The organism is Paenibacillus sp. Cedars, from assembly GCF_003184205.1.
In the GTDB taxonomy this organism is placed as follows: domain Bacteria; phylum Bacillota; class Bacilli; order Paenibacillales; family Paenibacillaceae; genus Paenibacillus_AQ; species Paenibacillus_AQ glucanolyticus.
Genome location: NZ_CP020866.1, coordinates 1780987 through 1793522, shown reverse-complemented (window position 1 = coordinate 1793522; position 12536 = coordinate 1780987). Strand labels below are relative to the sequence as shown.

12 protein-coding genes are annotated in these 12536 nt (G+C 48.6%); all 12 read right to left on the bottom strand.

Annotation, left to right across the window (positions count from 1 at the left end):
- Positions 1-19: 19 nt before the first annotated feature.
- The gene (locus B9D94_RS10025) at positions 20-1006 is read right to left on the bottom strand and encodes a polysaccharide deacetylase family protein (RefSeq protein WP_228030026.1); all 987 of its coding nucleotides are present in this window, start codon (positions 1004-1006) and stop codon (positions 20-22) included.
- 283 nt (positions 1007-1289) lie between these two features.
- The gene (pnp, locus tag B9D94_RS10020) at positions 1290-3395 is read right to left on the bottom strand and encodes a polyribonucleotide nucleotidyltransferase (protein WP_076150455.1); all 2106 of its coding nucleotides are present in this window, start codon (positions 3393-3395) and stop codon (positions 1290-1292) included.
- Between the two features lie 405 nt (positions 3396-3800).
- Complete coding sequence (gene rpsO / locus B9D94_RS10015; RefSeq protein ID WP_006211281.1) at positions 3801-4070, bottom strand: 30S ribosomal protein S15; 270 nt, start codon at positions 4068-4070, stop codon at positions 3801-3803.
- Between the two features lie 164 nt (positions 4071-4234).
- Positions 4235-5188, bottom strand: coding sequence for a bifunctional riboflavin kinase/FAD synthetase (locus tag B9D94_RS10010; RefSeq protein WP_006211282.1), 954 nt, complete (start codon positions 5186-5188; stop codon positions 4235-4237).
- A gap of 35 nt (positions 5189-5223) precedes the next feature.
- Positions 5224-6135 (bottom strand): tRNA pseudouridine(55) synthase TruB, encoded by a 912-nt coding sequence (truB, locus tag B9D94_RS10005; RefSeq protein WP_148246932.1) that lies wholly within the window; start codon positions 6133-6135, stop codon positions 5224-5226.
- On the bottom strand, positions 6132-7109 hold the full coding sequence (locus B9D94_RS10000) for a DHH family phosphoesterase (protein ID WP_036642095.1): 978 nt from the start codon (positions 7107-7109) through the stop codon (positions 6132-6134). The genes truB and B9D94_RS10000 overlap by 4 nt, the downstream gene beginning before the upstream one ends.
- 84 nt (positions 7110-7193) lie before the next feature.
- On the bottom strand, positions 7194-7547 hold the full coding sequence (gene rbfA / locus B9D94_RS09995) for a 30S ribosome-binding factor RbfA (protein ID WP_006211285.1): 354 nt from the start codon (positions 7545-7547) through the stop codon (positions 7194-7196).
- An 18-nt stretch (positions 7548-7565) separates the two neighbouring features.
- Positions 7566-10235, bottom strand: a complete 2670-nt coding sequence (infB, locus tag B9D94_RS09990; RefSeq protein WP_148246931.1) for a translation initiation factor IF-2 — start codon at positions 10233-10235, stop codon at positions 7566-7568.
- A complete protein-coding gene (locus B9D94_RS09985) occupies positions 10228-10551 on the bottom strand; it encodes a L7Ae/L30e/S12e/Gadd45 family ribosomal protein (protein ID WP_172964039.1) in 324 nt (107 codons plus the stop codon). The genes infB and B9D94_RS09985 overlap by 8 nt, the downstream gene beginning before the upstream one ends.
- A complete protein-coding gene (locus B9D94_RS09980) occupies positions 10544-10855 on the bottom strand; it encodes an RNase P modulator RnpM (RefSeq protein ID WP_006211289.1) in 312 nt (103 codons plus the stop codon). The genes B9D94_RS09985 and B9D94_RS09980 overlap by 8 nt, the downstream gene beginning before the upstream one ends.
- A gap of 25 nt (positions 10856-10880) precedes the next feature.
- Positions 10881-11978, bottom strand: a complete 1098-nt coding sequence (gene nusA / locus B9D94_RS09975; RefSeq protein WP_076150452.1) for a transcription termination factor NusA — start codon at positions 11976-11978, stop codon at positions 10881-10883.
- Between the two features lie 32 nt (positions 11979-12010).
- Positions 12011-12472, bottom strand: coding sequence for a ribosome maturation factor RimP (gene rimP / locus B9D94_RS09970; protein WP_006211291.1), 462 nt, complete (start codon positions 12470-12472; stop codon positions 12011-12013).
- Positions 12473-12536 lie beyond the last annotated feature (64 nt).

The following is a 12536-nucleotide window of genomic DNA, read 5'->3' as shown; positions in this document are numbered from 1 at the left end:
TCAAACTTTACCATCCGGCTCAACTTCCCTTAGGCATGATTCGTTCAGGGGAAAGCGTCTGACTGACCGTCCCAATCTCCAGCCCTTTGGCCCTTATTCCGTCAATCATTCCTTTTAACGCTTGTGACGAGGAATCCGTAGGGTGCATCAGAATCAGGAAGCCCGGCTCCACCTTCGTGGATATCTTTTGAACGACCGCTTCCGGTGCAGGATGCTTCCAATCGATCGTATCGAGTGTCCACAGTACTGTTTTTAGCCCCCGTGCATGGGCGATGGATACAGTCTGCTGATTAAAGTCGCCGGAAGGCGGGGCAAACCATTTGTTCTCCACACCCAAACTTTCTTTCAGCAGATCCTGTGTTTTCGCGATTTCCATCTCTGCCCGCTCCCTGCTGAGACGACTCATGTTAGGATGCGTATACGCATGATTTTCCACCTCATGACCTCTCTTCAAAATTTCGCCGGCCAGCTCCGGGTTCTTCTTCAGCCAGCTCCCATCCAGAAAAAAGGTCGTCTTCACGTTTTCCTTATCCAGCGTATTCAGCATCGGCACCAGGAATTCATTCCCCCACGCCACATTAATCATGAGCGACACCATCGGCTTATTCGGGTTCCCTCGATAGATCGGCTGTTCACCCAGATCATTAAGAGTTACTTTAGCCGGTATTTGCCGGTAAACGTAAGGTATGGCCTCCCCGGGTTTTCGCTTTTTGGAAGATGCCGCTTTATATGTAGCTTCTACGTCAATCTCGATCCCGTTATAACCGGGAACCGCTTTCCATACCGAGTCAACCCTTGCATCAACGGGCTCGATTCGTGATTTCGCTGATGCGGCTTCAATCTGATTCAATAGATCCAGATCCACTGCCGTCTGTGTTCCATTTACGAAGTGCGCTTCCGGTTTCACCTGCAGCCCCGACACATATTCCCAAGCCCCGCTGAACACAGCGACAGCCGACACCATCGCGGCACCGGTTAGCAGCACGGCCATTTTTTTACCATTCATGGGCAATCCACCCTCCCCTTGAGAAGCTTTGTCCCATTTTATGAGAGGATAGGCGGAATTATGTGCTGCTAGAAACGACACCGCATATTCAAGGCAGGATACGCCTGCGTATCTATTCATAAAACAACCCCACAACGTGGGGCATATGCTGCGAAGCTTATCTAATATAGGTACGGGACCGAGAGAAACCGTGTTTCTTATGATCAAAAAAGAGCCAGAATGATAGGTTCTGCCTCTTTTTTCTTCATCCATATCCTGTTCACAAACCAACAAGCGCGAAAGCTTAAGAGCCGCTCTTGCTCGCTTCTGTAGTTAAAACCGCTTTGCGAGACAGGTTAATCCGTCCCTGCTGGTCGATTTCGGTAACCTTCACCGTAATGACATCACCAATCGCAACCACGTCCTCCACCTTCGCTACGCGCTCTGTAGAGAGCTGCGAGATGTGAACAAGCCCGTCTTTGTTCGGCAGAATTTCAACAAAAGCACCGAATTTCTCGATCCGTTTTACCGTACCTGTGTAAATTTCACCTACAGCTACTTCACGCACAATGCCTTCGATAATCGAAAGTGCTTTTTTGTTCATCTCATCATTGGCAGAAGCGATAAACACACGACCGTCTTGCTCGATATCGATCTTCACGCCGGTTTCCTCAATGATTTTGTTGATGATTTTGCCGCCAGCACCGATTACATCGCGAATTTTGTCCGGATTGATCTGCATGGTAATAATTTTAGGCGCATATTGGGACAAGCTCGTTCTTGGCTGCTGAATGGCTTCTGCCATTTTCCCAAGAATGTGCATGCGTCCTTCTTTTGCCTGCTGCAGAGCTTCCTGCAAAATCGCACGGTCGATTCCATCGATTTTGATATCCATTTGAATGGCGGTAACCCCTTCCGGCGTACCTGCAACTTTAAAGTCCATATCGCCAAGATGGTCTTCCATGCCTTGAATATCCGTTAGAATGGAGACATGATCCCCGTCCTTGATCAAGCCCATCGCTACGCCGGCTACAGGAGCTTTGATGGGTACCCCTGCATCCATCATAGCCAGTGTGCTTGCGCATATGCTGGCTTGGGAAGTCGAACCGTTCGATTCAATAACTTCTGACACCAGGCGAATCGTGTACGGGAACTCAACTTCGTTCGGAATGACTTTGGACAAGGCACGCTCGCCGAGCGCTCCATGCCCGATTTCACGACGGCCTGGAGCACGAAGTGGACGAGCTTCCCCTACGCTGAATGGCGGGAAGTTGTAGTGATGCATGAAACGCTTAGTCTCTTCCAGATCGATACCATCGAGAATCTGCACATCGCCAAGGGCACCTAGAGTACATACGCTGAGGGCCTGGGTTTGTCCACGCGTAAACAGACCGGAACCATGCGTTCTAGGAAGCAGGCTAGTATCACAATCGATAGGACGGATCTCAGACAGACCACGGCCATCCGGACGAACCTTGTCATGCGTAATCAGACGTCGGACTTCTTCCTTCACGATATCGTGAAGCACCTCTTTAACATCCTTCAACAATTCAGGAGTCTCGATATACTTCTCTTCAAACACGGTATACGCTTCTTCGTTGATGGCGTCAATTGCATCCTGGCGGGCATGTTTCTCCTCGATGCGAACGGCTTCAACCAGACGAGCTGCGGCGAAATCACGCACTTCACGATTCACCGTTTCATTGACAGCATGGAGCTTAACTGCCATTTTCTCTTTACCGCAAGCAGCCACGAGCTCTTCGATCTTAGCTACGATTTTCTTGATTTCCTCATGTCCGAACATGATGGCTTCCAGCATGACTTCCTCAGGAACTTCGTTCGCTTCAGCTTCAACCATCATGATGGCGTCTTTAGTACCTGATACAACTAGATAGATATCACTTGCTTCCTGCTGTGCAATATCCGGATTCACGACAAAATTGCCATCCACACGACCTACGGCTACGCCGCCAATCGGACCGTTGAAAGGCACATCCGAGATACTCAGAGCTGCGGAAGTACCGATCATAGCCGCGATTTCCGGCTCACAATCCTGATCCACACTCATAACCAGGTTCAGAACCTGAACATCATTACGGAATCCTTCCGGGAACAGCGGACGAATCGGACGGTCTGTCAGACGGCTGGCAAGAATCGCTTTCTCGCTCGGTCTGCCTTCCCGTTTAATAAATCCACCCGGAATTTTACCGACTGCGTACAATCTCTCCTCGTAGTTGACCGTTAATGGAAAGAAATCCAAATCCTTCGGTTCACTGGAAGCTGTCACTGTACACAGGACTGCTGTTTCGCCGTAACGAACCATAACAGCCGCATTTGCCTGCTTCGCAAGGCGCCCTGTTTCGAACACGAGGGGTCTTCCGCCAAGCTGCATTTCAACACGTGTTTCCATATATTCCCTCCTCATGGGGATAAATTTTTTGAAATCTTCTAACATCAATGTTTTTTTGCAAAACGCTGTCCACATTTCCAAACCAGAGCCATCCATCGGTCCAACATCACTAACCTATGTACAGGAACAACCCGAACCGTATAGAACATTCTCCGCATAGACCATCCCTGGTTATAACCGTCAAACGAAACTCAAGCGAACAGACACGCCTACAATCTAAAAAAAGAATATATATTAAGATAACCCCACAAAGTGGAGTTTAGGCTATGAAGCGTACGCAGTACTTTGTGGGGGAGCACGAAAACAGTAAATTGTACAATACTTAGAAAAGAGCCCGGCTGCGCCGCTGTCGTTCCAAGAAGGACAGTGGACAACCAGGCTGTTTTCGGCACATCTTATGGATGATTAGCGACGCAATCCAAGCTTCTCGATCAAAGCACTGTAACGTTTAACATCCTTGTTTTTCAAGTATGCAAGCAACTTACGGCGTTGGCCGACCATTTTCAACAATCCACGACGGGAATGATGATCCTTCTTGTGCGTACGCAAGTGGTCAGTCAAGTTCGTAATGTTTTCCGTTAGGATAGCGATTTGCACTTCTGGGGATCCTGTATCGGACTCATGAGTTTTGTGCTCGTCAATCAGTTGTTGTTTACGTTCTTGAGTCAATGCCATCCTGTTCACCTCCCTCATTATAATCGCCATTGACCCAGGTACCGACGGTGAGATCGAACATCCAAGCCAAGGTTAATATTGCCCACACTCCGGGCAACCTCTAAGAGTATAGCATACTTTACCTGAAAAAGAAAATCAGTTCAGTACAATTTGTCCCAAATCGTTTATTCGCTGACATTCAATATTCTTCGGGCTTCAACCGCATCCCTCTGAATCCATTCTACAAGCTCTTGAACCGATTCGAATTTATGCTCCTTGCGGATATATTGAACAATGTCCACCGTCATGATTTGATCATATAGATCCCCTTCAAAATCAAACAGATGCACCTCAAAGATGGGCTCCGTGATTCCTTCATGGAAGGTTGGCTTCACACCGATGTTCATCACGCCCGGAATCCAGTTGTCATGCTTATTGGTCCGCGCCCGGACTGCGTAAACGCCTAACGCCGGTACAACGTAAGGATCCGTCAATTCCAGGTTAGCAGTTGGAAAACCGATCTTTCTTCCCCGCTTTTCCCCATGAATGACACTGCCCCGGATCCGGTAATTCCGTCCGAACCAACGGTTAGCATCCGACAGCTGTCCCGTTTTCAGTGCGATCCGAATAGATGAACTTCCGACCTTCTCCCCATCGACCAAAAATGGCGGAACCGTAACGACAGTCATTCTGCCTTCACCAAGCTCCTGAAGTTTGACTGCGTCGCCAGCGCCTTTATGACCAAAACGGAAATCAAATCCGACAACCGCCGTTTGAAGATTTAAGGGCAATAACATCTCTTCAACAAAGGTTTCCGGACTCACTTGGGAAAATTCTTTATTGAACTCAACAATGTACAGAATATCAATGCCCATCTCTTCAAGCAGCTGCTGCTTATCGGGCTGGGGCGTAAGATACCCCTCGTAGCTCCCCTTACCAATCACGTCTTTTGGATGAGGGTAAAAGGTAATGAGTGCAGCTGGTACTCCATTGTCCCGCGCAATATTCACAGCGGTTGAAAGCACGCTGGCATGCCCCAGATGAAGACCGTCAAACTGACCAATTGCGGCAACCTTCGGCTCGGCTGCTTCATGCGCTATTTCAGCAGATACAGGATAAGATAAAGAAACAATTCTCATGATTTCTCACCTCCACTCACTAAATCCAGTCATACTTAGGAAAATACTTTCACCGGAACGATAGCCCCTGTTTCCTCCTGGCGCTTATAGATTCCCAGAAAGTTTCCCTTTATATCGTACAAGCGAATAGGCTCCGAACTGTCGACAGCCGGCTCCACCGCTCTCGAAGACAATCGTTGTCCCTGCAATGCAGCTTCCGTTTTCTCTTCAGACACGGTATGCTCCGGCAGATTGTGAATCGCTTGGTCCACGGGAATAAGCCTCGTATGCAGCGTTCCTTCCTTCATGAACTGCTCAATCTGCTCCAGAGTCAAGCACTGCTGCTCCGTGATTCCTGCCGATACCGTACGTTCCAGCTTGACCATGACCGAAGGCAGGCCGAGCTTTCGTCCAATATCTACGCAAAGCGTACGGATGTATGTACCTTTGGAGCACAGCACTCGAAATGAAATGTCCGTGTACTCGCCCTCAGCATCAAAATCCGTCATTTCGATTTCATGAATCGTTATGGTACGACTCTTGCGTTCCACGGTCTTTCCTTCTCTGGCAAGTTCGTATAACCGTTTGCCATTGATCTTGACAGCCGAATACATAGGGGGGACTTGAGAGATCGGGCCCATAAAAGATTGCAGCGCTTCAATGGCTTCATTCTTCGTTACATGAACTTCATCTGCCGTTTCTGTCACACTGCCGGTAATATCCTCTGTGTCCGTCGAATATCCCAGCCGGAGAACCGCATGGTACTCCTTAGGCAGTTCCTGCAAGTATTCCACAACCCGTGTTGCTCTGCCAAGACATAACGGAAGCACCCCCGTTACTTCGGGGTCCAGCGTACCTGTATGTCCAATCCGCTTCATCCGGAGGATTCCCCGGACTTTGGCTACCACATCATGAGATGTCCAGCCTGCGGGTTTATGAACGGCCAAAATGCCTTCTAATTGCGTCATAACTTTAATTTCACCTGCTCTACCACTCTTGGAATGATGTCATGAAGTTCGCCCTCGACGCTGCAGCCTGCTGCCCGTACGTGGCCGCCTCCGCCGAAAACCTGCGCCAATGCAGCTACATCAACTTTTCCGGCTGAACGCAAGCTTACCTTGACCACTCCGGACTTCAGAGATTTAAACAGGATTCCAACTTCGACTCCCTGAATGTTTCGGGGATAATTGACGATGCCCTCAAGGTCTTCGCTGACAGCACCGCATATTTCCATATGCTCAGGGGTTACGTTTACCCATGCTATTTTGCCATCATCCGATAAACTTAACGTATTTAACGCCTGAACCAAAACCTTCATCTGCGGAAGCGTCATTTCTTCCAATAAAGTTTCCGCAATTTCCGGTCCATTCACCCCATAGGACAACAGATCAGACGCAATACTCATTACCTTGGGCGATGTATTGGAATAACGGAACCCGCCTGTATCCGTCAACAAACCCGTATAAATGGCCGTTGCAATCTCGGCATCCCAATTCACATCAAACAAATTCAGCAGATCATACAGGATTTCCGCGGTTGCAGCAGCCTCTGGCACCACAAGGTTGATTGCCCCATACCGATCATTGGTTGGATGATGGTCGATATTTACGATGCTTGCATGATCCGCAAATACCTTTTGAGTATAGCCTACTCTAGCAAAATCCGCACAGTCCACACAAATGACATGCGAGAATGTTCTTCCTGGCTGTTGTTCGGACAGATTCAGGATGTCTTCCGCGTGCCACAGGGCTCTCATGCGCTTCGGAATGGGTCCCTCGTTGATCATGGTGAATTTCTTGCCCAGACATGAGAGAAGCCAGCCCACCGCAAGGGTGGAACTGACTGCATCTCCGTCGGGCTGAACATGCGACACAACCAAATAATCATCGTGCTCCAGCAGGTATGACTTCACCTGCTGCAGCTCTTGTTCATAGGTCTGCATTCGCCCTCTCCTTTATAAAAACCACGTGTATCGACGAACTTTCCATAAACCAGACCGCGATTAGTGATCGTAAATCAAATCACTCTATTTCTCTTCACGATCAACAATTTCGGTAAGCAGCTTCTCAATGTGGCTGCCATACGCGATGGAATCATCGAACTTGAAGATCAGCTCTGGCACATGCCGGAGACGAATTCGCTTGCCTAGCTCTGAACGGAGAAAGCCGCTTGCCTTCTCCAGACCTTTCAAGGAAGCTGCCTTCTGTTCATCGTCGCCGAGTACGCTCAGGTAGATCTTCGCTTGAGACAGGTCATTTGTTACATCAACACCGGTCACTGTGATAAAACCGATTCTTGGGTCTTTCATTTCCGTTTGGATCAGTTGGCTGAGCTCTTTTTTAATCTGCTCGCCTACGCGCCCAGTTCTGATTTTTGCCATCTCTGATCACCTCATTCGTTAGCGCTCTACCGTCTCCATGATGAAGGCTTCGATGATGTCCCCTTCTTTGACGTCGCTATAGCTTACCAAGGTAATACCACACTCATAACCCTGTGCCACTTCTTTAGCGTCATCTTTAAAACGCTTGAGGGAATCGATCTTGCCTTCATGAACGACAATACCGTCACGGATCAAGCGAGCTTCTGCATTACGTGCAATTTTACCGGATGTCACCATACATCCAGCAATCGTACCCACTTTACTCACTTTAAAGGTGCTGCGGACTTCCGCATGACCGATCACGGTTTCTTTGTACTCCGGATCGAGCATCCCCTTCATAGCTTGCTCAATTTCCTCGATTACATTATATATTACACGGTGCAGACGAATATCAACCTTCTCCTGCTCTGCGGTTTGCTTCGCTTGAACGTCCGGACGAACGTTGAAGCCGATAACAATCGCGTTGGAGGCAGCTGCCAAAATAATATCGGATTCCGTGATCGCACCGGCACCGCTGTGGAGGATTTTGACGCGAACGCCTTCCACTTCGATTTTGTTCAAGGAACCTTTCAGTGCCTCAACAGAGCCTTGTACGTCACCTTTGATGATCACGTTAAGATCTTTGATCTCGCCGTCTTTAATGTGCTGGAATAGATCATCCAGCGTAACGCGGGTGTTCGTGTTCAGCTCGGATTGACGATGGGTAATCGAACGTTTATCAGCGATGTTACGAGCTTTACGCTCATCTTCAAACACCATAAACGGATCGCCGGCACCCGGAACTTCAGTCAAACCGGTAATTTCAACCGGCGTTGAAGGACCCGCTTCTTTTAAGCGACGGCCTTTGTCATTAACCATTGCACGAATACGTCCGAAGCAGTTGCCCGCTACAAACGCGTCTCCCACTTTAAGCGTACCATGCTGAACGAGAATACGTGCTACCGGGCCTCTGCCTTTATCCAGCTCAGCTTCAATAACGGTACCGCGCGCACGCTTGTCAGGATTTGCTTTGTATTCATTGACTTCCGCTACCAGAAGGATCATTTCAAGCAAGTCTTCCATACCCATGCGCTGTTTCGCCGAGACGTTAACAAAGATGGTATCTCCGCCCCACTCTTCAGGCACTAACTCATATTCCGTCAGCTCTTGTTTCACTTTATCCGGGTTGGCATCCGGCTTATCAATTTTGTTCACGGCAACGATGATTGGCAGTCCCGCTGCTTTCGCATGGTTAATAGCTTCCACCGTTTGAGGCATTACGCCGTCGTCCGCTGCCACCACAATAATGGTCATATCCGTTACTTGCGCACCACGAGCACGCATAGCTGTAAAGGCTTCGTGACCCGGTGTATCCAGGAACGTAATCTTCTTGTTGTTAATTTCAACTTGATAAGCACCGATATGCTGGGTAATGCCGCCAGCTTCGCCACCCGTTACGTTAGTTGAGCGAATTGCATCAAGCAGCGTTGTTTTACCGTGATCGACGTGACCCATGATCGTAACGACCGGTGGACGCTCTTTCAATTCTTCAGGAGTATCATTTTCTTCAACGGTCTCAAAACGATCTTCCTCAACCGGAATTTTCACTTCGACTTCAACACCAAACTCCCCAGCAAGCAGCAGAATGGTATCGATATCCAGCTCCTGGTTGATGGTGGCCATCACGCCGAGGAAAATCAGCTTCTTGATGACTTCGGAAGCGTCCTTATGAAGCAGCTTCGCCGTTTCACCGACGGTCATGTTGCCACGGACGATAATTTTCTTCGGCGTGTTGTCGATTTTCTCACGAGGCGGCTGCTGATTATACTGATTCCGGCCACGGTTGTTCTTCCCACCGCGATTGTTGCCACGGAATCCTCCCTGACGATTGTTGTCATCAAATCGCTTGGAATCTTGACGGTTGTTATTGTTGTTGTTGTTGGTTCTGGAACCGCGGTTCTGGCTGTTATTGCTATTGTTGTTGGAGCTGGAAAAACCGCCACCGGTTCCACCCGGTTTGCTCTGTGGACGTGCTCCGCCTTGGTTGTTGCTTCCCTGCGGACGCGATCCAGTCTGATTACTGCCTTGCGGACGTGCACCCCCTTGACCTCCGCCCTGTGGACGTGAACCGGTCTGTGTGCTGCCTGCCGGTCTGGATGCTTGGCTACGATTGTTTTGCTGGACTCCTTGAGTGGAGCCAGACTGACTTCTTCGGGTATCCTGTCCTCCTTGGGGACGCTGGGAACCTGAAGCACTCTGGTTGTTTTGATTAGTTCTACTATTCATACCTACCTGCTTTTCCTGTTGTTTTTTGGGCTGGCTTTGACCTTGTTGTCCTGGTGCTCGCTGTCCTGAATTACGCATACCGTCCTGCCCATTACGGCTGCCTTCGGTACTTACATTAGAGGTGGCACCCTCTGATTTAATATTGGATACCGCTGCAGCCGGACTGGCTCCGGAAACCGAAGGTTTACGGTTCTCGTTTCGGGAAGATTCTGAACTATCCCGCTTGGCAGCAGCGTTGGATTTGATATCTTTGAAGAATTGTTCAACCTTGGACACCGTATCGTTCTCCATTACGCTCATATGATTATTGACCGGAATGTTTAAACGCTTAAGTATCGTAATAATTTCTTTACTGCTCATGTTTAACGATTTAGCATATTCGTACACTCGAAGTTTATTGTCTTTGTTTTCTTGTTTACTCAATATACTCCACCTCCGACATTGTCTCCATTTTCTTGGAGATCATTTCTGCGAATCCTTGATCCGTAACTGCCAGCACAACCCGCTCGGGTTTACCTACACTTGTGCCCAGACTTTCCCGGTCAAATCCGATTACCAGAGGGATTTTATAAGAACCGCATTTATCGCGGAACTTCTTTTTTGTATTATCTGAGGCGTCACCCGCCAGAATAACCAATTTTGCTTCAGAAGACCGGATGCCTTTGAGCACGATCTCATCTCCGGTAACCACCTTACCTGCCCTCATGGCCAGGCCGAGCTGAGAAAGCGCCCTATTCATCATCGGCAGCACTCTCTTTTGCAGCCAGGAATTCATCTTCAACCTTGATAAAATCCTGTGCCAACTGTTCATAGATCTCAGGTTTCACATGCTGTTTCAACGCTCGATCTAACGACTTATTTTTGTGTGCCAGCTTGAAGCAGGAAACTTTACCGCATAAATAAGCTCCCCGTCCCGACTTTTTGCCGGTGAGATCGATCAGGACGGCATCCTCAGGTGTCCTTACAATCCGGATAAGCTCTTTCTTCGGCATCATTTCCTGGCACGCTACACATTTGCGCAGTGGTATCTTTCTCTGTTTCAAGACGACAACCCCCCGTCACTTGGAATTAATCGACAGAGACGGAATCCTGGTGCATTTCACCAGATTGGGATTTCGGTCTGCCAAATTCCTGTTCCGCCTGACTTTCGCTCTTAATGTCAATCTTCCAGCCTGTCAGTTTCGCCGCAAGACGAGCATTCTGACCTTTGATTCCAATTGCAAGCGAAAGCTGATAATCCGGAACGATTACGCGTGCCATCTTCTCATCTTCAAATACCTGGACTTCAAGTACTTTGGATGGGCTGAGTGCATTGGCCACGTACTCTTCAACTTCTTCGGAATAGCGTACGATGTCAATTTTTTCGCCGCGAAGCTCATTAACAATCGTCTGTACGCGCATACCTTTCGGTCCTACGCATGAGCCTACCGGATCGACTTCGTCGTTACGGGAATACACCGCAATTTTGGATCGGAATCCAGCTTCACGTGCAACCGAGCGAATTTCAACCACGCCATCAAAGATTTCAGGCACTTCAAGCTCAAACAGGCGCTTCAACAGACCTGGATGCGTACGGGACAGCATAATCTGCGGACCCTTCGTTGTGTTCTCAACCTTGGTAATGTACGCCTTGATCCGGTCGCCATGCTTAAACTTCTCGTTCGGCATGAGCTCGGTCAGCGGCAGCGCAGCTTCAATCTTGCCAAGATCAATGTAGATGTTGCGCAGATCCTGACGCTGCAGCGTACCGGTTACAATGTCGTCTTCCTTGTCAATAAAAGCGCTGTAGATCAGGCCGCGTTCGGCTTCTCTAATGCGCTGGGTGACAACTTGCTTTGCCGTTTGAGCTGCGATCCGTCCGAAATCGCGAGGCGTAACCTCGATTTCCGCTATATCTTCAATCTGAAAATGCGGATTGATTTCCCGGGCTGCATGCAGTGAAATTTCTGTCCGCGGATCCAGAACCTCGTCCACAATCAGCTTCCGTGCAAACACCTTGATGACGCCCGTGTTACGATTCATGTCAACGCGGACATTCTGTGCTGTGTTGAAATTGCGTTTGTAACTTGAGATCAGTGCCGCTTCAATGGCTTCAAACAGCACATCTTTGCTGATGCCCTTTTCTCTCTCCAACTCGTTCATCGCTTCAATAAAATCCATACTCATTGAAAATCGGTTCCCCCTTTCAAAACTTCCGTTTAAAAAATGATGGCCAATCTGGCACTGGCTACTTTTGCATATGGAATGACGTACTGCTTCTTGACGGTTTGAATTACAAGCTCCTCGTTATCAAAGGATTCCAGTTTGCCTTCAAACTCTTTCAATCCGTTAATCGGCTCGTATACGGTAACAAACACGTTCTTGCCAACAGACTTCGCAACATCCTCTTTCTTCTTCAGAGGACGTTCCGCGCCAGGAGAAGAGACTTCAAGAAAATAAGCTGTCGGAATCGGATCGTTCTCGTCCAGCTTCTGGCTCAAGTATTCACTGATCAAACCGCAATCGTCAATGTCAATGCCGCCGTCTTTGTCAACAAACACGCGCAGGAACCAGTTGCTTCCTTCCTTAACGTATTCCACATCTACCAGTTCAAAGCCGTGTTCATTCAAATACGGCTGCACCATTTCTTCCACAGTCGTTTTAATCTTTGATGTGCTCAAAGAACATAACCTCCAACTTCATTTCCTATATACCAAAGAGTAAAGAGTGGGTTGCCCCACTCTT